This window comes from Sandaracinus amylolyticus (assembly GCF_000737325.1).
GTDB lineage: Bacteria > Myxococcota_A > Polyangia > Polyangiales > Sandaracinaceae > Sandaracinus > Sandaracinus amylolyticus.
Genome location: NZ_CP011125.1, coordinates 9,326,782 through 9,347,555 on the forward strand (window position 1 = coordinate 9,326,782; position 20,774 = coordinate 9,347,555).

19 protein-coding genes are annotated in these 20,774 nt (G+C 71.5%); 8 read left to right on the plus strand and 11 right to left on the minus strand.

Annotation, left to right across the window (positions count from 1 at the left end; translation table 11 throughout):
* The first annotated feature begins 13 nt into the window (after nucleotides 1-13).
* Nucleotides 14-490: a DUF2141 domain-containing protein gene (locus DB32_RS39520; protein WP_053237830.1), complete on the plus strand. Its 477-nt coding sequence runs from the start codon at nucleotides 14-16 to the stop codon at nucleotides 488-490.
* Here DB32_RS39520 and DB32_RS39525 read toward each other — a convergent pair.
* Nucleotides 478-1,683: a glycosyltransferase family 2 protein gene (locus DB32_RS39525; RefSeq protein ID WP_053237831.1), complete on the minus strand. Its 1,206-nt coding sequence runs from the start codon at nucleotides 1,681-1,683 to the stop codon at nucleotides 478-480. The genes DB32_RS39520 and DB32_RS39525 overlap by 13 nt on opposite strands.
* A 101-nt stretch (nucleotides 1,684-1,784) precedes the next feature.
* Between DB32_RS39525 and DB32_RS39530 the strand changes: the two genes are divergently transcribed.
* The gene (locus DB32_RS39530) at nucleotides 1,785-4,202 is read left to right on the plus strand and encodes a glycoside hydrolase family 38 N-terminal domain-containing protein (RefSeq protein ID WP_169791701.1); all 2,418 of its coding nucleotides are present in this window, start codon (nucleotides 1,785-1,787) and stop codon (nucleotides 4,200-4,202) included.
* Here the strand turns inward: DB32_RS39530 and DB32_RS39535 are convergent.
* Nucleotides 4,199-5,131, minus strand: coding sequence for a phosphatase PAP2 family protein (locus DB32_RS39535; RefSeq protein WP_157070122.1), 933 nt, complete (start codon nucleotides 5,129-5,131; stop codon nucleotides 4,199-4,201). The two genes, DB32_RS39530 and DB32_RS39535, sit on opposite strands and share 4 nt — an antisense overlap.
* 234 nt (nucleotides 5,132-5,365) lie before the next feature.
* Between DB32_RS39535 and DB32_RS39540 the strand changes: the two genes are divergently transcribed.
* Together DB32_RS39540 and DB32_RS39545 are read left to right on the plus strand one after the other, a co-directional pair.
* Nucleotides 5,366-6,934 carry a hypothetical protein gene (locus DB32_RS39540; RefSeq protein ID WP_169791702.1) on the plus strand — a complete coding sequence of 523 codons (1,569 nt, stop codon included), beginning with the start codon at nucleotides 5,366-5,368 and terminating at the stop codon, nucleotides 6,932-6,934.
* A gap of 12 nt (nucleotides 6,935-6,946) precedes the next feature.
* A complete protein-coding gene (locus DB32_RS39545; protein WP_053237835.1) occupies nucleotides 6,947-8,641 on the plus strand; it encodes a hypothetical protein in 1,695 nt (564 codons plus the stop codon).
* 2 nt (nucleotides 8,642-8,643) lie between these two features.
* Here DB32_RS39545 and DB32_RS39550 read toward each other — a convergent pair whose 3' ends face one another.
* Complete coding sequence (locus DB32_RS39550; RefSeq protein ID WP_075098138.1) at nucleotides 8,644-9,102, minus strand: OsmC family protein; 459 nt, start codon at nucleotides 9,100-9,102, stop codon at nucleotides 8,644-8,646.
* Between the two features lie 202 nt (nucleotides 9,103-9,304).
* Between DB32_RS39550 and DB32_RS39555 the strand changes: the two genes are divergently transcribed.
* Entirely contained in the window at nucleotides 9,305-9,817 is a 513-nt protein-coding gene (locus DB32_RS39555; RefSeq protein WP_053237837.1) for a hypothetical protein, read from the plus strand.
* 9 nt (nucleotides 9,818-9,826) lie between these two features.
* Here the strand turns inward: DB32_RS39555 and DB32_RS39560 are convergent, their stop codons facing one another.
* The 5 genes from DB32_RS39560 to DB32_RS39580 form a co-directional block, all read right to left on the minus strand.
* Nucleotides 9,827-11,161 carry an MATE family efflux transporter gene (locus tag DB32_RS39560; protein WP_169791703.1) on the minus strand — a complete coding sequence of 445 codons (1,335 nt, stop codon included), beginning with the start codon at nucleotides 11,159-11,161 and terminating at the stop codon, nucleotides 9,827-9,829.
* Nucleotides 11,162-11,202: 41 nt separating this feature from the next.
* Nucleotides 11,203-11,676, minus strand: a complete 474-nt coding sequence (locus tag DB32_RS47685) for a hypothetical protein (protein WP_053237839.1) — start codon at nucleotides 11,674-11,676, stop codon at nucleotides 11,203-11,205.
* 3 nt (nucleotides 11,677-11,679) lie between these two features.
* On the minus strand, nucleotides 11,680-14,226 hold the full coding sequence (locus tag DB32_RS39570; RefSeq protein ID WP_157070128.1) for a c-type cytochrome: 2,547 nt from the start codon (nucleotides 14,224-14,226) through the stop codon (nucleotides 11,680-11,682).
* Nucleotides 14,227-14,363: 137 nt separating this feature from the next.
* Complete coding sequence (locus DB32_RS39575; RefSeq protein WP_157070131.1) at nucleotides 14,364-14,639, minus strand: hypothetical protein; 276 nt, start codon at nucleotides 14,637-14,639, stop codon at nucleotides 14,364-14,366.
* Nucleotides 14,636-16,168 (minus strand): FG-GAP-like repeat-containing protein, encoded by a 1,533-nt coding sequence (locus tag DB32_RS39580; RefSeq protein ID WP_053237842.1) that lies wholly within the window; start codon nucleotides 16,166-16,168, stop codon nucleotides 14,636-14,638. Before DB32_RS39580 ends, DB32_RS39575 begins: the two co-directional genes overlap by 4 nt.
* A 124-nt stretch (nucleotides 16,169-16,292) precedes the next feature.
* On the opposite strand from DB32_RS39580, the gene DB32_RS39585 reads away from it, so the two are divergent.
* The 3 genes from DB32_RS39585 to DB32_RS39595 are packed head-to-tail and all read left to right on the plus strand — an operon-like array spanning nucleotide 16,293 to nucleotide 19,005.
* Complete coding sequence (locus DB32_RS39585; protein WP_083458350.1) at nucleotides 16,293-16,937, plus strand: RNA polymerase sigma factor; 645 nt, start codon at nucleotides 16,293-16,295, stop codon at nucleotides 16,935-16,937.
* On the plus strand, nucleotides 16,934-17,998 hold the full coding sequence (locus DB32_RS39590; protein WP_053237844.1) for a FecR family protein: 1,065 nt from the start codon (nucleotides 16,934-16,936) through the stop codon (nucleotides 17,996-17,998). The genes DB32_RS39585 and DB32_RS39590 overlap by 4 nt, the downstream gene beginning before the upstream one ends.
* A gap of 2 nt (nucleotides 17,999-18,000) precedes the next feature.
* Nucleotides 18,001-19,005 (plus strand): hypothetical protein, encoded by a 1,005-nt coding sequence (locus DB32_RS39595; protein WP_157070135.1) that lies wholly within the window; start codon nucleotides 18,001-18,003, stop codon nucleotides 19,003-19,005.
* On the opposite strand, the gene DB32_RS39600 is transcribed toward DB32_RS39595, so the two are convergent.
* The 3 genes from DB32_RS39600 to DB32_RS48835 are packed head-to-tail and all read right to left on the minus strand — an operon-like array spanning nucleotide 18,995 to nucleotide 20,731.
* Nucleotides 18,995-19,876, minus strand: coding sequence for an HTTM domain-containing protein (locus tag DB32_RS39600; protein WP_053239110.1), 882 nt, complete (start codon nucleotides 19,874-19,876; stop codon nucleotides 18,995-18,997). The genes DB32_RS39595 and DB32_RS39600 overlap by 11 nt on opposite strands.
* Nucleotides 19,873-20,322, minus strand: coding sequence for a hypothetical protein (locus tag DB32_RS39605; protein WP_053237846.1), 450 nt, complete (start codon nucleotides 20,320-20,322; stop codon nucleotides 19,873-19,875). Before DB32_RS39605 ends, DB32_RS39600 begins: the two co-directional genes overlap by 4 nt.
* 4 nt (nucleotides 20,323-20,326) lie before the next feature.
* Nucleotides 20,327-20,731: a hypothetical protein gene (locus tag DB32_RS48835; protein ID WP_053237847.1), complete on the minus strand. Its 405-nt coding sequence runs from the start codon at nucleotides 20,729-20,731 to the stop codon at nucleotides 20,327-20,329.
* Nucleotides 20,732-20,774 lie beyond the last annotated feature (43 nt).

Below are 20,774 nucleotides of genomic sequence, written 5' to 3' on the forward strand. Positions count from 1 at the left end.
CTACATCCACGCCATGCAGCGCGTGCCGTGGATGTCGTCGGTGATGGGCGCGGCGATCGTCGCCGTCGCGTTGGGCCCCGCGTCGACCTCGGGTCAGGCGTCTCGCGACGACGAGCGCACGCCGGGGATCGTCGTCGTCATGCGCGGCCTGCGCAACGATCGCGGCGTCGCGAGCGCGGGCCTCTACGGCTCGGCGGCGACGTGGACGCAGTCGGGCCGCGAGGTCGCGACGTGCAACGCGCCCGTCGTCGACGGCGTCTCGCGCTGTCGCCTCGAGAACGTGCCGCCGGGCCGCTACGCGATCGGCGTGATGCACGACGAGGATCGCGACGGCGAGTTCGACACCGGCTTCCTCGGCATCCCGTCGGAGGGCTACGGGTTCTCGCGCGACGTGCGCGGCACGTTCGGTCCGCCCTCGTTCGAGTCGGCGTCGTTCGAGCACACCGGCGGCGTGCTCTCGGTGCCGATCACGATGCGTTACGGCATCTGAGGGGGCATCTGAGGGACGCGCGCCGGCGCCGCGTCGAGCACGCCGAGCCGGCCGCGCGCGTCGAGCTCGTAGCTCCGACCGCGCCACACGATCGCACGCGTGAAGTGCGCGCACGCGAACCACCACGGCACCATCGCGAGGCACACGAACGGCGCCCACCAGAGCGAGAGCGGCGTCGGTGCGCCGCCCTGCTGTCGTCGCAGCGCCTCGAGCGACGCGACGACCGACACGCTCGTCGCCGCGAAGAGCGCGCCCGACGTCACGTCCGCGATCGCCATCGAGACGAGCGCGCCGACGATCCCGAGCGCGTAGAGGCCGACCCAGATCGCCGCGGGCACGGAGTACGGCCAGAACGGGATCCCGGTGCGCGCGAACACCATCCACCGCAGCGCCGTGCCGCGGAGATCGCGCGTGGGGAGGCCCTCCTGCACGATCGCGATCGGGCTGCGCCAGAGCACGTTGCGATAACCCGTGGCAGCGAGCCGCGCGCCGATGTTCATGTCGTCGACGAGCTCTCCGGAGCTGCCTTCGAGACCGCCGCACGCTTCGAGCGCAGTGCGGCGCAGCACCATCGTCTGGCCCATCACGAAGGGCAGGCTGCCGCTCCTGCGGCTCGCGAGCGCGACCTGCGGCCCGTAGATGCCGTCGAGCAGGAGGCCGTAGCCGACGTCGCCGAGCGTGCGCGGAGGGCGCGTGCCGATGGCGCGCGCGAACGCGGCCCCGACGTCGCGCGACGCGACCACGGCGCTCGCGAGCTCCTCGAGAAGCCCTGTGCTCGGGCGCGTGTCGGAGTCGGCGAAGCAGACGAGCGGCGTGCGCGCGCGCGCGGCGCGCAGACCGACGATCATCGCGTGGAGCTTGCCGGTGCGACCGCGCGGTGGAGGGCCTGCGATGACAACGCGGGCGCTCGATCCCTCGCGCTCGATCACGCGCTCGAGCACCGGCAGCGCCGGCTCGTGCTCGTCGTCGACGACGAAGATCGTCTCGAGCTCCGCGGGATAACGCACGCGGAGCGCGGCCTGTGTGTTCTCGTCGAGGCCGGGATCGAGCCCGCGCACCGGGCGGACGACGGTCATGCTCGGGAGCGACACGTCGGGGCGCACGTCGTCGTCGAGCGCGCGCAGCGCGTTCGAGAGGATTACGTACGTGAGGCCCGACGCGAGCGCGCCCGCGATGGCGACCCAGAGCAGCATCGACGGCTCGAGGATGCATGCGTGGATCCACGCGCGCGCCGGCTCGCGTGTCGTCGTGCGACGTCGTTCGCGCTCGCGACTCCGGGGTCTACACGAGCGTGGTGGCTGCGCGCACGAGCGAGCGAGAGCATCGGCTCCGACGGCGCCTCGGGATCCCCGACGACGCTCGCCACGTGCTGGTGCTCGGCGAGAGCAGCCACTGGGATCCCAACTGGCTCTTCACGTCGGAGGAGTACTACGAGCGCCGCATCGAGCGGATCTTGGACGAGGTCCTGCGCGAGCTGCAGCGCGAGCCGAGGCGCGTCTTCTCGCTCGAGGCGATCTTCTTCCTGAGGCTCTATTGGGAGCGGCGCCCGGATCGGCGCGATCTCTTGCGCCAGCTGGTCGCGGAGCGACGACTGCAGCTCACGGGCACCGGGATCACGACGCCTGACACGGTGATTCCCGCCACCGAGGCGATCCTCCGCGATTACCTGCTCGGGCAGGAGTGGCTGAGGGCGCACGGCTTCGAGGCGGAGCCGCGGCTCGCGTACCTGCCCGACGACTTCGGGTGCTCGCCCGCGTGGCCCGCGATCCTCGTCGCGCTGGGGTTCGATCGCACCGCGCTCACGCGCATCGACGGGATGTACTTCGTGGGCGCGGATCTGCGCCTTCCGTCGTCCTATCCGCTGCCGGGATCGAGCGCGCACCTGCTCGCGAACGAGCTGCGGACGCAGGACTTCGTGTGGCGCGCGCCCGACGGATCCGAGGTGCTCTGTCACTGGAACGCATTCACGTATTTCCAGGGCGACATGCTCGCTCACCTCGGCGTGATCCGATGGATGGGAATGACGCTCGGAGTGCCCTGGCGAACGGGACGTCACATCGCGTCGCGCATCGCCGGGCTGGTGAGGCAGCTCGCGCCCTTGTCGCGGACTCCGTACCTGTTCTGTCCGATCGGATGTGACTTCAACGGTCCGATCGAGCGTCTCTGCGAGCTGCTCGAGCGCTACGACCGCACGCGATTCGGAGACTCCGGCACTTGGGTCGTGAGCGCGGGTTTGGACGACTACCTCGATCTCGTCGACTGCCATCGCGATTCACTGCCGGTGCTCGAGCTCGACCCCAACCCGTACTGGATGGGGTTCTATGCATCGCGGCCCAACGTCAAACGACTGTCGAATCGCATCGTGCGCAAGCTGGTGCTCGCGGAGAAGCTCGCGTTCGACCCCGCGCGAGATCCTGCGCCGCACGATGCGGAGCTCGACGATGCGTGGGACCTCGTCGCGCTGACGAACCATCACGATCTCGTCACCGGCACGTCGCCCGAGCGCGTCTATCGCACCGAGCAGCTGCCCTGGCTCCAGCGCGCCGAGTCGCTCGCGGATCGCGTGCTCGACCGCGCGCGGGGCGACGCGCCCGAGACGCGTGCTCCGACGACGTCGTCCTCCGAGCTCGAGTGGACCCTGCACGACGGTCGCCTCGACGTGCGCACCGAGCACTACGCGCTGACGATCACCGAGGCGTCGGGCGGCTGTCTCACGAGCTATCGCGACGCGACGGGAGAGCGCCTGTCGGCGCCGGGCAATGATCTCGTCGCGTACGTCGACTCCGGTGGTCTGTGGCGCATGGGGCACGAGTATCTCGGCGGGCGGTTCCGCGAGATCGAGCGCACCAGCGATCGCCCGGCGCGCATCGACGCGCGGGAAGCGGATGGTGTGCTCGAGGTCGTCGTGCGCGCGCGGCTCTGCGGCCACGACGTCGTGCGCTACGTCTGGCTCGGCGGCGGCTCGCCGATCGTACGCATGCACGTCGACGGCACCGCCGCGGCGCGCCGCACCATCACGTGTCGGCTCCCGCTCGCGTCGACGGCGCGCTCGCTCTCGATGAACGTTCCGGGCGGCGTGGTGACGCGCCCGCACCACAAGCTCTACGACCCGACGTTCTGGCCCGCGCGCTCGTTCGCGCACGTCGAAGATCCCGCGGGATTCGGGCTCGCGGTGTTCCTCGGTGGGCCGGCGTGCGTGGCGCTGACGCGGCCGGGCGTCGTCGAGTGGGTGGTGCTGCGCCACGCGCCGCTCGAGATGGCGTTCGGCGTCGTGCCGCTGCCCGCGCACCCCGCGTCGGGCGTCGGCACCGCGGAGGACGGAGTCGAGTACGCGGTGTGGCTCACCGGGCCCGGCGATCATCGCGCGCACCACCTGCCGCGCGAGGTGCGGCGCTCGCTGCGCGCAGGGCTCACCGCGCCGCGCTCGATCGACCTCGACGCGATCGCGAGCGAGGTGATGACCACCGACTGCGACGACGTGCTCGTCAGCGCGATCAAGGTCGCGAGCCGCGGCGGTGGGCACGTCGTGCGGCTGCGCAGCTATCGGCCCGGAGAGCGCATCGACGTGCGACTCCGTTGTGGGCGGCGCGCGATCCGCGAGGCGCGCCTGTGCGACGCGCGAGAGCGCGATCTCGGGCCCCTCGTCGTCGAGGGCGGCGCGGCGCGCGTCACGGTCGAGCGCGCGATCACCAGCGTGCGTGTCTCGTTCTAGAACACGCCGAAGAGCTGCATCCCGATCTGCCGCTCGTCGATCATCGGAGCGACCGTCGCCGACGCGCCGTCGATGCCCACGGTGTCCGCCACGTCGAAGTGGAACAGCCACGGCACGAGCCAGCCGGTGAGCCCACCGACGAGCGCGCCGACGATCACGTCGCTCGCGTAGTGCTTGTCCGCGGCGATGCGCAGCAGACCGACGGTCGTGGCGAGCGCGAGGCCGGTCGCGCACATCACGGCGTCGCCCTCCTGACCGAAGAGCCCGATCTCCGCGTGCTGCACGCACATCAGCGCGGCGCTCGTGAACGCGAGCGACGCGTGGCCGCTGAAGAAGCTCGCGGTGTGCTCGGGCGGGGACTCGCAGAGGGGATCGCTGCTCTGACGCTCCGGGTCCTCGCGGCACGCGCGTGCGTTGGGTCGCTCGCGGCCGACGACCTTCTTGAAGATGGTGGTCAGCCCGAACGAGATCGCGTGCGCCTGCAGGTTCATCAGGAGCATGCGCGTCATCAGCTCGGGATCGCCGCGCACGAAGCCCGCCATCAGCGCCGCGTCGACGAGGATCGGCGCGACCACGAGCGTGCCGACGATCGCATCGGAGAGCGTCGAGGCGAGCCGGCGATCCTCGGGCGCGCGCAGATGGAGCGCGTCGCGTACCGGATCGTCGAAGACAATCCCGCCGCGCCACTGCGGCGTCTCGCGCGTCGGAGACGGCAGGAACGTCGCGCCGACGACGGCTGCGCTGATGACACCCGACACGACGGCCTCGACCGGATCGAGATCGCGCATCGGAGGGCGCGAGAGCTCGGGCTCGGAAGGAAGCGGCGTCGACTCCGCGACCGAGGGGAGCGCCGCGGCATCGTCCGCGAGCGCGTGCGCCGGGAAGGACGAGAGAACCACGATCGAAACGAGCACCCGACTGCGACGCACCACGACTCCTCTCGCTCGCGAGACGACTCTCCTCTCGAGAGACCGAGCGAGGGTATCGGACGCACCGAGGCGTCGAGGCCCCTCGCGCGTCGGTGTCGCTCCCGTCCGATCGGCGGGCGGATCGATGTGGGTCCCACCCGCGCGACGTGACGCGATGCGACGGACGCGCAGCGGCGACGTGTGCGCGGCCCTCGCTCGTCCGCGCACGGCGATCGGAGATGGCGCGCGACCCCGATGGCAAGCGTGTTGCTGACCTCGGGCACGGTGCACCGAACACGCTCGAACGTCGGTGGCACGCCACGCCCGCAGCGACGATGCGCGGACGCGGCGCTCGTGCTCGCAGCGCTGCTCGCGCTGGCGGCGCCGGCGAGCGATGCGCGCGCGGACGATCCGCCCGGGGCCGACGAGAGCGTCCCGAGCGAGCGCGCGCTCGAGGCGCTCGTGACCGAGGCGGACCGCGACGCGTCCGGAGACGACGACGACGAGAGCGCCGCGGACGAGAGCGCGCCCGAGGCACCGCGACCCGCACGCCCGCCAGATCGCGCGGTGCCCGACTACGACGGTCTCCCCGAGCGCGGCGACGACGCCGGTGACGTGCTGCTGTGGACGGCGCGCGTGCTGACGAGCCCGCTCTACCTCGTCTCGGAGTTCGTGCTGCGACGTCCCATCGGCTGGGCCCTCACGGAGCTCGAGCGCCACAAGGTGATCGAGCACCTCGTCAGCTTCTTCCGGTTCGGCCCGAACAACGAGATCACGTTGATGCCGACGTTCCTCTACGAGTTCGGGTTCCAGCCGAGCATCGGTATCTATGGGTCGTGGGACGACTTCCTCTTCGACCACAACCACATCTCGATCCACGGCGTGTACGGCGGTGACGACTGGCTGAGCGGGACGATCGCCGAGCGCGTGGAGGTCGCGGACGGCTCGTACATCGGCGCGCGGCTCCTCGCGCGCGAGCGGCCCGACTACGTGTTCGGCGGGATCGGCCCCGATGCGACCGACGGACAACGTGCGCGATACGGCGCGGTCCGACTCGAGCCGGTGCTCTGGAGCTCGGTTCGATATTGGCAGAGCAGCGATCTCCAGTGGGAGCTGCGGTATCGGAGCATCGAATTCCAGGATCGCAGTTGGGGCGACGAGCCCTCAGTGCTCGAGCGCGCGATGGAGACCGGCCAGGAAGTGCCGTACGGATATCTGACCGGCTACGAGGCGGTCGCGGCGGAGATCACGGTCGACGTGGACACGCGCACGCCGGGCGCGCCGCCCGAGGGAGGCGCACGGCTCGCGGTGCACGCAGGCGTGCACGGCGCGTTCGGCGGGCTCCCCGAGCTCGATCGCTGGGTCAGCTGGGGCGGCAGCGGAACGCTCGCCGCCGACGTGCTCGGAGGGCATCGCGTGATCGGCATCACCGCGGACGCGCACCTGATCTCGCCGCTCGGTGACTCGAACGTTCCGTTCACCGAGCTGGTCGAGCTGGGTGGCAGTCGAGGGCTCCTGCCGGGATATCGCGCCGGTGACATCCAGGGCTTCAGCGCGGTCGGTCTCCTGACGCACTACCAATGGCCGATCTGGGCGTTCCTCGATGCACGTCTGTACTTCGGCACCGCGAACGCGTTCGGGCGCCACTTCGAGGACTTCGACGTCGAGCTGCTGCGGCTCACGTTCGGTCTCGAGATCGCGCCGCGGTTCCCCGTCATCGACGCGCCCTTCACGTTCAACTTCGGGTTCGCGACCGAGACGTTCGAGCGCGGCACGGACATCGACTCGTTCCGCATCGAGATCGGCGCGAGGGACGCGCTCTAGTCGAGGTGCTGCATGCTGCCCACGTCGATCGGGAACGCTCGCTGCGCCGCCGCGCTCGCCGCGCTCGTCCTCGCCGGATGCGGCGGCGCCGCTGCACATCGGTATCCGCTGCGTGACCCGATGTGGGTCGACGACGATCGCCGTCCTTTCGCGCCCGAGCCCGAGGAGCAATACAACTCGTGGATCTGGGACGCCGTGGACAACACGACGTTCCGGCAGCTCGCGGAGCTCTGGGAGTACGAGGAGACGCGCGAGGCGATCAACGTCAATTCGGTCGACGAGGTGCCGAGCTCGAGCTGGTTCGAGAACCGCATCGGACAGCGCCCGGTGTCGCTCGAGGAGATCACCGAAGGCGCCTGTGCGGGCCAGTCGATCCCGGAGCCGCCGTGGACGATCGTCGAGCACAAGGCGCAGGGCACGACGCCGGGCTTCGTGATCGAGGTCGACGGACAGCGATATCTGTTCAAGACGGATATCCGCGTTCCCGAGCTCACGACCGCGGCGGACTCGATCGCGACTCGCATCTTCCACGCGATCGGCTATTCGACGCCGTGCAATCGCGTCGTCTCGTTCACGCCCGACATGTTCGTGATCGCGCCGGGCACGATGCGGAACGGGTACAGCGACCAGCCCATGACGCAGGCCGATCTCGAGGAGGTCGTGAACGCGGCGCTCCGCACCGACGACGGGCGATTCCGCGGGAGCCTGAGCCGCTACATCGACGGAGACGTGCTCGGTGGGTGGCGCTTCGACGGGCGCCGCGACGACGACCCCAACGACGTCGTGCCGCACGAGCATCGGCGCGAGATCCGCGGGATGTACGTGCTCTCGGCGTGGCTCAACCACATCGACTCGCGCGCCGAGAACAACTTCGACGCGTGGGTCACGACCGACGGCACGAATGGATACGTGCAGCACTACATCCTCGACGTCGGCGACTCGTTCGGTCTGATCTGGGAGCGGTCCGACCCGCTGACGCGCCGATTCGGGCACTCGCACTACGTCGATCTCGAGCACATCGGAGTCGACTTGTTCACGCTCGGGCTCTTGGACCGCCCTTATCGAGAGGAGGAGTCCGACAGGCCCCATCCCGTGTTCACGTATTACAACGTCGAGGACTTCGATCCCGACGCGTGGCGCAACGGATATCCGAACCCCGGGTTCGAGCGGCGCACCGAGCGCGACATGGCGTGGATGACGCGCATCATCAGTCAATTCCGCGACGAGCACCTGCGCGCGCTCGTCGCGACCGGGCAGTTCTCGGAGCCCAGCGTCGCGCGCGATCTCGAGCGCATCCTGCGCGGGCGACAGCGGAAGATCTTCGAGCGATACCTGACGCGCCTGTCGCCGCTCGCGTTCCCCCAGATCGTCTCCGAGACCGACCGCACGTGGCTGTGCATGCGCGATCTCGCGATCGAGACGGGCATCCGCGACGCGTGGGATCGACGGCACCGCGCGACCGCGTGGCTCGACTGGCCCGCGGGACCGCCGGCGATGGAGATCGAGCAGCGGCGCACCGACGAGCACGTCTGCGCGCTGCTGCCCGACCTGCGCGTGCGCGCCGGAGCGGCGCCGCGATATCTCGTGATCGACGTGGTCGCGTCGACGCCCGGCCGCGAGACGACGGGCGCGGTGAGCGTCCATCTCTACCAGACCGGGCCGCGCGAGTATCGAGTCGTCGGGCTGCGCCGGCTCGACCCTCCGTGAGCTCAGGTCGTGCCGCCCTCGACGACGATCGTGGGCTCCATCACGACCTCGGCGGTCGTGCTGTTGCCGATGAAGCAGTACTTGTGGGCCTTCACGAACATCATGCGCGTCTTCTCGACGTCGCCGCCGGGCGCGATGGTGATCGTCGGCGCGAGCCGGACGCGCGTCACGCGCGTGACGCCCTCGACGCTCTCGATGCGCACCGACACGTCGTCGGCGTAGTGGCGCACGTCGACCTTCACCTTCTTCACGAGCGAGAGGAACGTCAGCATGTGGCACGTCGCGAGCGACGCGCCGAAGAGGTCCTCGGGGTTCCAGCGCGTGTCGTCACCGAGGAACGCGCTCCCCGCGCTGACCGGGATGTCGGGCTTGCGCCCGGTGCTCGCGACCGCGTCGCGTGTGTGCTCGGCGGGGCCCGCGGTGGTGCCGTGCCAGGTGAGCCGGAGAGGATATTCGTGCATCGCAGTCGCACTCTGGAGCGCGAGCACGACGAGCGTCAACGGTCATCGGGCGATCCGATGGGAGCCATCGAGCGCGTCGACGGACCAGGAGATTTTAGGAAAAAGACAAGGTTCGCATCACTGACGGAGTGACGCGCTCCGGTCCAATCACTCGGCGTCGGCGTGCGACGGATTCCATCGCACGCCGCCGAGAGAGGGAAGCATGAGCAAGCGCGTTCGTATCTTCGTGATGGCGGTCCTGGCGGCGCTGGCGATCGGCGGATGTCGCAACGACGACGCGCCCGACACGCCGCGGAGCGCCGTGCCCGCGGAGCTCGCGGGCGAGTGGTTCACCGGCACGCTGTCGACGATCCAGTACTACGATCGCGACAACGGCGAGTGGCTCGATCCCTCGGGCGAGGGCTTCTACTTCATCCTCGAGCCCGACGGGTTCTACGAGACGGGCGCGGTGATCACGTCGACGGTCGGTGGGTGCACGATGCGTCTGCTCGGCACCGAGGTCGGCACCGTGGTGATCGAGGACGATCAGGTGACCGTGCATCGGCACTGGGTGAAGACGCACGTCACGAACAGCTGCGGCAACGACGGCGAGCGCACCCAGGGTCAGGAGACCCGCGCGATGTGGTGGTCGATCGAGGTCGACGAGAACGGCCTCGAGTGGCTCGTCTTCGATCACGGCGACGGGACGACCGAGCGTTATCGCCGCTGGCAGTGAGGACCGCGGTCAGGCGATCTCGGGCTCGGTGATCTCGAGCGTGCGCCACTTGCCGCTCCGGAAGCGCACGTAGAGCAGCAGCGCGAGCAGCGCGAGGTACGCCGTCAGGCAGAGCATCGCCGCGACGTCGCCGCCCTCGAGGACGCGCACGCCGAGCCAGCTGCCCGGGACGAACACCAGCCATGCGAGCACGAGGCGCGCGCCGAGCGGCCACACGGTGTCGCCCGCCGCGCGCAGCGCCTCCGCGAGCACCGTCGCCGCGGAGTCGAAGAGCTGCCAGCACGTGGACAGCATCAGCATGCGCACGCCGACCTCGACGAGCGCCTCGCGCGTGTCGGGATCGCTCGCGAACGGCGCGAAGATGAGGGCCGGCAGCAGCAGGTACGCGAGGCCGACGAGCCCCTGCCACGTCGCGGCGGTCCCGAACGTCATGCGCACGATGCGCGGGACGTCGTCGCGATCGTCGCGACCGATCGACTGACCGACGAGGATCGCGCCCGAGCTCCCGAGCGCGAACGCGGGCATGAACGAGACCGCGTTGATCTGCATCACCGCCATCAGCGCCGCGAGCACCTCGGTGCCGAGCCCCGCGACGACGACGTTGACGAAGAGGTTGAACGCGAAGAACTCGAAGAACCAGTTGAGGCCCGAGGGCAGTCCGAACCGCAGCGTGCGGACGAATTCCTCGACGCGCGGGCGCGAGAGCGCTCCGTCGCGCAGGAAGTACGCGAGCAGACCGACGAACGCGAGCGTGGTCGCGACCGAGCTCGCGATCGCCGCGCCCTCCACGCCGAGCGCGGGCGCACCGAGGTGACCGTCGATCAGCGCCCAGTTGAGCCCGACGTTGAGCACCATCAGCACGAGGTTCGCGATCATCGGGACGCGCGTGCGGCCGACGCCGCCGTAGTACGCGCCGAGCGCCTCGATGCCGATCGCCGGGCCCGCGGAGAGCAAGCGGTACACGAGGTACCCCGACATCGCGCGGCGCACGTCGGTCTCGTACGAGAAGAGCGAGAGCACCGGGTCGATCGCCGGGATCGCGAGCATCGCGACGATCTGCGTGACGAGCGCGATCGCGAGCCCGTAGAGCGCGAAGCGACGCGCGCCGATCACGTCGCCCTTGCCGAAGAGCTGCGACGCGAAGCTCTGCACGATGAACACGCAGCCCATCGGCAGGATGAGCACGAGGAACGCGTTGTTCGCGCCCGCCGTCGTCGCCGCGAGCGCGCCCGCGCCGAGGTGCGCGACCATCAGCGCGTCGGCGAGGCCGACGATGGTCTGGGTCGCGCGCGAGACCACGAGCGGCCACGCGAGGACGAGGAGATCGCGCAATGTGGGTCGCACGGGCCGCGCACCTTGGGGCCGGCGACGCGCGACCGCAACGATCAGGCGGGCGTGCGCGCCTGCAGCGCGAGATCGACGGCGACGCCGACGGTGATCGCGACGAGCGCGATGCGGCTCGAGAGCAGCGTCGGACGACATGCGTCGGCGGCATCGGGATACACGCGCGCGTGCAGGCCCGTCACCGCGAACGTGAGGATCACCGCGGCGATCCACGCATAGAGCGCCGGCGTCAGCCCGACGCACGCACCGAGCGCGATCGCGAGCGGCGCGCCGCCGCCAGCGAGCCGTCGCGTGCCGAGGAGCACGAGCGCCGCGAAGGCCGAGAGCACGAGCCCGCCGATCGTCGCGCCGAGCCTGCCGTCGACGACCACCAGCGCGAAGCCGAGCGCGATCGGCGGCAGCGAGAGCGAGCTCGGGATGGTGCGGGTGCGCCCTTCGTGCGCCGCGGCCGCGGCAGCGATCGTGATCGCCACCGCGGCACGGATCAGGTCGTGGACGTCGAGCGCACCCGGCACGCGTCAGAGACTATCGATGTAATGCGCGAGGCGGTAGAGATCGGTCGCGTTCCACGCCGCCCCGCCCGACGGCATCCGCACGCCGGAGCCGCCGACGGTGACGTGGGTGCCGTTCAGCTTGTGCCAGAGGTAGCTCTGGAGGTGATCGCCCGCGGTGATGCGCGACATCGCCGGCAGCTGCGTCGACGCGACGCCGATCGTCGCTGCCGTGAAGTCGGTGCCGACCGCGAACCCGCCGTTCGAGCCGTGGCAGCTCGCGCACTGCGTCTCGAAGCGCGTCTGCAGCTCGGCCTGGGTGAACGCGCACGAGTTCGCGGCGCGCGGCGTCGGGGCCGCGATCACCGGGAACGAGCGCCCGTCGAGGCGCGCACCACCGCAGCGCTGGATCGCGTCGGCCGCGGGCGTCGTGTTCTCGCTCTCGTTGATCTGCACCGCACGCGGCGCGGTGCCGAGCAGCGGCGTGAGCAGACCGCTGTCGTCTGGGTCGGCGGTGTCGTATGCGACTGCGTCGATCAGCAGCGGTAGCGATGCGGCGGCAGTTCCGGCCGCGACGAGCCCCGCCGACTGCACGATCGCGACCGCGTCGGCACCGTTCTGCAGGAACTCGTTCGCGAACGTGATGTCCGGCGCGAGCGCGCCGTTGCCCGCGAGCAGATATCCCGCCGAATCCGTCGTGCCGAGGGCGAACGACGGCCCGTAGGTCGTGTCGGTGCTCCCATTGACCAGCACGAGGTAGTAGCCGGTGAGATCAATCGCGCTCGGCAGGCCCGTGGTGATCTCGACGAACTCGTTCACCTCCGGGGAGCTCGTCGTGTCGCTGTCGAGCTCGTTGATCACGAGGTGCACGACGGTGACGGTCTCGCTGTCGCTGCCGGTCGGCGTGGTCACGGTGAGCGCGCCGCCCGTGCCGACCGCCGTCGCGTCGACGACGCGGATCACGAGGCTCGTGTCGCTCGTCGACTCGATCATCTGCATCACGCCGTCGATCGACACGTCGGTGGCCGTGCCGAGCGCGGTGCCGGTGATCGTGATGCGCGCCCCGTGCGCGAGCGCGGCGTGGCTCACGCTCGTGATCGTCGGCGCTGCCACCGACGCAGTCACGGTGAGCTCTCCGGCCTCGTCGAGCTCGTAGCCGTCGGTCGAGCCCGCGTCGTCACGATCGCAGTAGACCCACGTCGCGCCGCCGTCGGTGCTGAAGCGATACGCGTAGTCCCACGTGCCGGCGGGCGCGGCGAGCGAGCCCTGGTACTCGTCGTTGTTCGACGTGCCGCCGTCCCAGCCGGTGTTCGCGCTCGCGCTCGTCCACGCCCAGCCGGTGGTGCTCGGCTGCGTGTCCGCCGGGCCGTAGCCGACCGCCGCGAGCACGCGGGGATCGACGTCGGTGCCGCTCGTGCGGCTGGTCAGGCCCTCCACGTAGACGTGGCCGTAGACCGTCACGCTGCCGCCCTCGACGTAGGTCGCGGTCGGCGGCCACTGGAGCTTGCACCAGCCGACGGTGGGCAGCGCGCACTGGAACGTCGCGCTGCACGACTCGCCCGTCGGGCACGTGCCGCACGTGTAGTCGGTGCCGCAGCCGTTCGACGCGGTGCCGCACGTGCGGCCGGCGCACGCGACCTCTTGGGTGACGGGCACGCACTCGCACACGCCGGTCGTCGTGTTGCACGACTCACCGCTCTCGCAGGCGCCGCACGTGTAGCTGCCGCCGCAGCCGTTCGACGCCGTCCCGCACTCGCGCGTCCCGCACGCGACTTCCTGCGTCACCGGCACGCAGCCGCACACGCCCGTCGTCTCGTTGCAGGTCTCGCCGCTCTCGCAGCTGCCGCACGTGTAGCTGCCGCCGCAGCCGTTCGACGCAGTCCCGCACTCGCGCGTCCCGCACGCGACTTCCTGCGTCACCGGCACGCAGTCGCACGCGCCCGTCGTCGTGTTGCAGGTCTCGCCGCTGCCGCAGGTGCCGCACGTGTGCTCGCCGCCGCAGCCGTTCGACGCAGTCCCGCACTCGCGCGTCCCGCACGCGATTTCCTGCGTCACCGGCACGCACTCGCAGGCGCCCGTGGTCGTGTTGCACGACTCGCCGCTCTCGCACGAGCCGCACGTGTAGTCGGGGCCGCCGCAGCCGTTCGGCGCGGTCCCGCACTCGCGCGTCCCGCACGCGACTTCCTGCGTGACCGGCGTGCACGAGCACACGTTCTCGACGCAGGTGTCGGGCGCTTCGCAGCCGCCGCACTCGACGGTGCCACCGCATCCGTCGTCGACCGTGCCGCACGCGTCGACGTCGCACTCGAGCGGCACGCAGCCGTCGGCCATGCCGCCGTCCTCCATCACCTGCGCGTCGTCGTCGACCTGCGCGTCGTCGTCGACCTGCGCGTCGTCCTCGACCTGCGCGTCGACCGGCGTCGACGCGTCACGGCCCGCATCGGCGCGACCCGCATCGGCGCGACCCGCGTCGCCCACGTCCATCACGTCGTCGTCGCCGCAACCTGGGGCCACCACGACCGTCGCGAGGACGACCGACATCCACCACACCCGAGACGACCACGACCACCGCATGCGCTTGCTCCCTCAGAATCCGGGAAGTCCGGAAGCGGACGACCGTAGCAGGGAACCGCCCGAGACGGACAGCTGGCGTGTGAAACTGCCGTGAGGAAGTGCGCTCGGGCCGGGCGCACTTCCTCGGTGGAGAGCGATCAGCGCACGCCGCAGACGATGTCGGCGCACTCGTCTTCGAACGCGCAGATACCGCACTCCTCGTGGCAGCAGATCTCGCCGCCGCGGCAGCGGTTGGGCCCGCACCGAGGTCCCGGTCCTGCGTCGTTGCGCCGTCCCGCGTCACGTCCGCCCGCGTCGAGCGTGCCCGCGTCCGCATCGGCGATCGTCGCGTCGAGCATCGGCTCCTCGTCGCCTCGCTGATGGCTCTCGGCGCACGCGGTCAGCACGAGCGCGATCAACAACGCACGGATCACTCGTCCCTCCGACCGAGCCAGAGATAGCCGCGGCCACCGTCCGGCGCTTGCGCCGCGGCGAGCACGAGATCCTCGATCCCGTCGCCGTTCACGTCCGAGCCCGATGCGATCGAGCGCCCGATCGAGTCGTACCCACGACGCCGGCCCGGCTCGTTCGCGTCGTGCCAGTCCTGCCCGAGGAACGCGGTCGCCTCGGACAGCCCGTGCCCGCCGCTCGCGCGCGCGAGCGCGCCGCGGAAGAGATACGCCGCGCCGCGCGCCGCGCCGTCGGGCGAGTAGTGCGGATCGGCGTAGAAGAAGTCGGCGTGACCGTCGCCGTCGACGTCGCCCGCGGGCAGCATCTGGCGCGCCGCGATCGGGCTCGCGCGCGTGTCCTCGCCGCGCTCGATCCACGTGTCGGCGTCGGTGGGCTCGATCGCGTCGGGCCACTCCGCGCGGCCCCAGAGCACGAACCCGTCGCGCGCCCCCTCGTCCGCGGTGATGCCGAGATCGTCGGTGCCGTCGCCGTCGAGATCGCCGAGGCCGCGCACCGCGCTCGCGACGATGCGCGTGCCGACGCTCGCGACGTCGATGTCGCCCGAGAAGCGCTCGGCGCGACCGAGCACGAGCCACATCACGCGCGTCACCGCGCCGTCCTGCTCGCCGATCGAGAAGTCGCCGCGGCCGTCGCCGTTCACGTCGCCCACGGCCTGCGCGATGCCGAAGCGCGTCGCGCCTTCGCTCGTGATCGCGGCGCTCGCGTCGTCCTCGCTGCGTCGCTCGGGTGCGTCGCCCGAGCCGTAATAGACGTAGAGACGCCCGCGCGGATCGTCGGCCCTCGGCCACTCCGTCGCGCCGACCGCGAAGTCGGCGAGGCCGTCGCCATCGACGTCGCCGAGGCCCGCGGCCTGATCGAAGTGCGTCGATCCGTTCTCGCGGAGGTGGACGCCCACGTCGCGCACGTCGTTGTCACCGCGCAGACGCTCTCCGCCGAGGATCACGTACGCGTTGCCCTGCACGCCCTCGATCTCCGTGCCGACGCCGACGACGAGGTCCGCGAAGCCGTCGCCGTTCACGTCACCGGCGGCGTCGACCGAAGGGCGGAGACCGTTCACGTACCAGCTCCTCACCTCCGCGTCGGCGCGCAGCGCGCCGCCCGCGCCGAGCGTGGTCGATCCGTAGATCACGCGGATCAAGAGCTGCGAGAACCCCGGGCAGCCCATGTGACAGGGCACGATCTCGGGCGGGCTCGGGAGCTCGCCCCACACGACGAGATCGCCGATGCCGTCCCCGTCGAGATCGCCGGGCATCGTGACTGCGCGCATGAACTCGTTCGCTTCGACCGGCTCGATCGTCGCGTCCGCGTCGCCGACGTCGCGGCGCTGGCCGGGCCGGAACGGCGCGTCGGGCGGCGTGTCGTCGACGCTGGGATCGCGCACCGCGCTCACACGGTTGAGCTCCTCGAGGGTCGGGCCTCCATCACACCCGGAGAAGGGCGCGGCGAGCGCGGCGACGGCGAAGAGGAAGCGAAGCATGTCGAAGGCTCTCATGGCGGAGAAGGGTTGCCCTTTCCCGTCCTCTGGCGGACGTTGACGGCTCGACGCACCGGGCCCGTGCTTCGGCTCGATCTTTTTTGCCGTGAGCCGTTCTCGTCCGCTCGAGCGTCGGACCCGCATGCGAGCGTCGCACACCCCTCGATCACCGACCGAACGTCGCGCCGCCGGCGACGCGGTGGTGACGCCGCTGCCGGCGCGCGGTGGGGACGACGCGGCGCTCGTCGCGCGGGCGATCGCGGGAGATCGATGGGCCGGCGAGGCGCTCTATCGCCGCCACGCGCAGGATGTGATCCGCGTGGCGACGCTGCTGCTCGGGCGCACCGCCGAGGTCGACGACGTGGTGCAGGACGCGTTCGTGAAGGCGCTGCGCAGCCTCGCGACGCTGCGCGATCCCGCGTCGTTCGGCGCGTGGGTCGCACGCATCGCGGCGAACCTCGCGCGCTCGCGGCTGCGGCGCAGAGGACTGCTGAAGCGGCTGGGGCTCGATCGCGGCGACGAAGAGGTGAGCTTCGATCAGCTCGCCTCGGACGGCGTGGGGCCCGAGGAGCGCGCGGAGCTCGCGCGGATCTCGAAGCTGCTGCGCGAGATGCCCGCGGACGCGCGCATCGCGTGGACGCTGCGGCGCGTCGAGGGCTGGCCGCTCCAGGAGATCGCGGAGGCCGTGGGCGCGTCGCTCGCGACGGTGAAGCGGCGGATCGTCGCGGCGGACGAGGAGATCCAGGCGCGCATCGGCGCGTCGATCGCGAGGGGGGACGAGGCATGAGCGAGCGCAGGACCCAGCTCGGCGAGACGCTCGAGGTGCCGGTCGACGAGGCACGCCTCGCACGTGGGTGGCGTGCGATCTCGCATCGCGCGTACGCGCCCGACACGACGCGACGACGTCGCGCGATCGCCGGCGGCGTGGTGCTCGCGGCGGCGGCCGCGGTGCTCTTCGTGGTGTGGCCGCGCGAGGTCGCGACCGTGCGCCCCGGACCGCTCGCGGCGCACGGCGCGCCGCTCGACGAGGCGATGCGCGCGGCCCGCGTGACCGGCGCGTCGGTCGCGCTCGACGACGGATCGGTGATCGCGATCGCGCCCGGCGCGGCGCTCGAGCCGCTCGAGAATTCGGGAGAGCGCTTCTCGCTCCACCTGCGCGAGGGACGCGCGCGGTTCGACGTGCGCCCGGGCGGACCTCGACGCTGGACGATCGAGGCGGGCGCGGTGACGGTCGAGGTGGTGGGCACGGCGTTCGAGGTCGATCGCGCGCCCGACGGAGTGCGTGTGCAGGTCGAGCGCGGGCGCGTGCTGGTGCGCGGCGAGTCGGTGCCCGATCGCGTGCGCTCGCTCGGCGCGGGCGAGTCGATCCACGTCGCGACGCCGGCGCCGGTGCGCGACGTCGAGCCCACCGAGCCCTCCGCGGATCCCGCGGCCGCCGCGCTGCCCGAGCCCGCGCAGCGTCGCGCGCCGCGCACGTCGGTCGAAGACATCGACACGCTCCTGGCCCGCGCCGACGAGGCGCGACGCGCGGGGCGCATCGACGAGGCGCTCGAGCACCTCGCGATCGCGGCGCAGCGCCGCGGCGATCGACGCGCAGCGCTCGCGAGCTTCACGCGCGGCCGGCTCGCGCTCGATCACGGACGCGCGGGCGAAGCGGTGGTCGATCTGCGTCGTGCGATCGCGGGCGGGCTCCCTCCCGCGCTCGAGGAGACCGCGCGCGCGCGCTTGGTCGACGCGCTCGTGCGCAGCGGTGATCGGCAGGGCGCGGCGCGCGCGGCGGACGAGTACCTGCGGGCGTACCCCGAGGGCGCGTGGCGCGAGTCGGTCTCGCGCGCGATCGCCGAGTGAGCATGCACCGGGTGATCGCGTTCGTGATCGCGAGCGCGATCATCGCGACGACGTCGAGCGTGCTCGCGCGCGACGCGAGCGTTCGCGTCGACGGATGCGCGGGCGCGGAGGGCGCGGTGGCGGGCGCGCTCGCGCTCGAGCTCGGCGCGTCGTGGCAGCTCGTCCCCGAGGACGCGGCCGCGCTGCGCATCGAGGTGGTGATCGCGGACTGCGACGCCGAGGTCTGGTCGGCGCGCGTGCTCGACGCGGAGGGCACGACGCTGCGTGGCCCCGCCGAGCTCGCGATGGCGGGCTTCCCGTCGTCGAGCCGGGCGCGGATCGCCGCGCTCTGGATCGCGGAGTGGCTCGCGACGATCGAAGGGCGCGAGCCACCGCCCGTCGAGATCGAGCCCGCGCCGACGCCCGAGCCCGCGCCGCTCGCCGCACCCGCGCGGGCGGCCGAGCCCGCGCCGGTGCCCGCGGTGATCGACGCGACGCCCGAGCCTCCGCTCCGCACGCGCTTCGTGGGGCTCGCCTCGTTCCGTCAGGTGCCCGACACGCCGGCCACGCTCGGCGGGATCGACCTCGCGTTCCAGATCGCGCGCGACGGCACGCTCGGCGTCGGCGCCGAGATCGGCGTGGGGCTCGAGGGCGGCACCCAGTGGATGTACGAGATGCTCGTCGTGCGCGGCACGCTCAGCGCGTTCGTGCTCTTCGGCGGCAACGACTGGCTCGAGGTCGACGTCGGCGCGCGCGCCACGCTCGAGGAGCTCGTCCAGTACACGCGCGGCGCGTGGCGCGAGCGCCTCTCGGGCACGCTCCACGGCTACGTCGGCGGGTTCGTGCGCACCCTGGTGTTCGTCGTGCCGGCGACCGTCGCGCTCGCCGTCGATCTCGAATTCGGCGGCGCGCCGACGCCCGTGTCGTACTTCGTCCCGCAGGAGCCGGGTCACGAATTCCCCGGCGATTACGACGACTTGCTCGGTGGCTTCTACTTCAGCGCGCGCGCCGGCGTCGTCATCCAGTGATCGCGAGCCGGCGCAGCGGCCTCGCGCGCCAGATGCGCTCGACGTCGAAGAGCGGCGCGAACGCGATGAAGCTCAGCGGGTACACGAAGCCGATCGCCATCAGCGCGAGCACGCCCACGTGGAAGCTCCACATGCCGATCGCCCACGCGCGCCCGATGCGCGGATGCAGCGCGAGCGGCGCGCCGAGCTCGAGCGCGAGGCTCCCCCACGCGAGCATCGAGAAGAGACCGACGTACGGCACGAGCGCCGCCCCGAGCGGCGAGAACGTCGAGCCGAGCTCGATCTTCCGCACGTTGTCGAACGCCACGAAGTTGCGCAGCGTCTCGCCCATCGCGAAGTCGAGCCCGTTGTTCCGCAGCTTCGCGATGCCGGCGAGCAGGTACGTCGCCGCCGCGACCGCGACCATCAGCCGCGGCGCCCAGCCGTAGCGCGGATGATCGTCGACCGGCGCGCGGCCGCGCGCGTCGATCGAGAGCGCGTCCGACGCGGGCGCGAGCGCGAGCACGATCACGTGCATGAGGAAGAGATTGTCGGTGTGGAGGATCTTCCCCCAGCTGTTCGAGTACGTGAGCACCCAGAGCAGCAGCGCCGCGTGCAGCGGCGCGAGCACGCGGTGTCGCAGCCCGATCACGAACGCGATGCTCGTCGGGATCAGCAGCGCGACGAGGGCGCGATAGAGCCACGGCAGCGTCGGCGCGGGCGCGAGCGACACGATGCCGACCGGCGCGAACCGCCCGAGATCGTCGAGCGCGTAGCTGAGCAAGTGCGGCAGGCGCACCAGCAGATAGACGAGGCCGTAGCCGCCGACGAGCACGCGCAGCGTCGCGAGGCGCAGCGCGGGCGTGCGCGGGAACCAGAAGCGCTCGATCATCGCGGCACCGCACACGTCGCGTGCACGGAGCGCGCGAGCGGATCGGTGTGGTCCTCTTCGAAGTACGCGACGACGTCGAACGTGTCGGTCGCGATCTCGACGCGCACCACGTGATCGAGCCCCTCGCCGGACGCGACGCGCGCCGCGATCTCCTCGCACTGCGCGCGCGCGCGACCGCCTCGCACGGCCTGCTGCAGCGTCGCCATCGACTGCAGCACCTCGCGGTTCGCGGCGCTGATCATCGGCGGCAGCGGCGTGCGCGCGCCCGCGTCGTCGAGCCCGAGCGCGTGCACCATCACGAGCTCGCGCGGCCGGGCGTGGGAGAACATCGGGTACGTGCTGAGCGGGAACGTGTCCTCGTCGGGATGACGCACGAGCGGCGAGAGCGTCGCGCCGAGCACGACGATCGACAGCACGATCACGAACGCGCGCTCGCGCGGGCCCACGCGATCAGATGCCCGACGAGGGCGGAACGCACGCGCGCAGCGACTGCGGCTCGACGAAGTCCACGCTCGACGAGCAGTTCGCCTCGACGTCGGCCGAGCGGCGCAGGTTGCACTCGGGCTTGTTCGCGCAGAGCCGGAAGCAGTAGTTGCGTCCGTCGTCGTGCGCGACGCACGCCGAGCCCTCGGGGCAGTCGACGTCCGCGGTGCAGTCGGCGATCCCGCAGTAGCCGCCGGCGAACTGGGTCAGACACGCGAGCACCGGGCAGGGCTCGACGTCGCACTCGATCACCGGACAGTCGGCGGCGACGGTGCACTCGGCGGCGACGCCGACGCGATCGGCCTCGGTGTCGTCGTTGCCGCACGCGACGAGCGCGAGCAGGCAGACGATCGGAGCGAGCTGGATGCGCATGGCGCGCGAGGATGCACCAAGCGAGCGCGCGGGCGCAGCTTCG

Excerpts from the sequence above, each read along its gene's own strand:
- DB32_RS39520 (WP_053237830.1), top strand. The coding sequence starts at position 14 with ATGCAGCGCGTGCCGTGGATGTCGTCGGTGATGGGCGCGGCGATCGTC.
- DB32_RS39525 (WP_053237831.1), bottom strand. The coding sequence starts at position 1,683 with ATGCTGCTCTGGGTCGCCATCGCGGGCGCGCTCGCGTCGGGCCTCACG.
- DB32_RS39540 (WP_169791702.1), top strand. The coding sequence starts at position 5,366 with ATGGCAAGCGTGTTGCTGACCTCGGGCACGGTGCACCGAACACGCTCG.
- DB32_RS39545 (WP_053237835.1), top strand. The coding sequence starts at position 6,947 with ATGCTGCCCACGTCGATCGGGAACGCTCGCTGCGCCGCCGCGCTCGCC.
- DB32_RS39550 (WP_075098138.1), bottom strand. The coding sequence starts at position 9,102 with ATGCACGAATATCCTCTCCGGCTCACCTGGCACGGCACCACCGCGGGC.
- DB32_RS39555 (WP_053237837.1), top strand. The coding sequence starts at position 9,305 with ATGAGCAAGCGCGTTCGTATCTTCGTGATGGCGGTCCTGGCGGCGCTG.
- DB32_RS39570 (WP_157070128.1), bottom strand. The coding sequence starts at position 14,226 with ATGCGGTGGTCGTGGTCGTCTCGGGTGTGGTGGATGTCGGTCGTCCTC.
- DB32_RS39580 (WP_053237842.1), bottom strand. The coding sequence starts at position 16,168 with ATGAGAGCCTTCGACATGCTTCGCTTCCTCTTCGCCGTCGCCGCGCTC.
- DB32_RS39585 (WP_083458350.1), top strand. The coding sequence starts at position 16,293 with ATGCGAGCGTCGCACACCCCTCGATCACCGACCGAACGTCGCGCCGCC.
- DB32_RS39590 (WP_053237844.1), top strand. The coding sequence starts at position 16,934 with ATGAGCGAGCGCAGGACCCAGCTCGGCGAGACGCTCGAGGTGCCGGTC.
- DB32_RS39595 (WP_157070135.1), top strand. The coding sequence starts at position 18,001 with ATGCACCGGGTGATCGCGTTCGTGATCGCGAGCGCGATCATCGCGACG.
- DB32_RS39600 (WP_053239110.1), bottom strand. The coding sequence starts at position 19,876 with ATGATCGAGCGCTTCTGGTTCCCGCGCACGCCCGCGCTGCGCCTCGCG.
- DB32_RS48835 (WP_053237847.1), bottom strand. The coding sequence starts at position 20,731 with ATGCGCATCCAGCTCGCTCCGATCGTCTGCCTGCTCGCGCTCGTCGCG.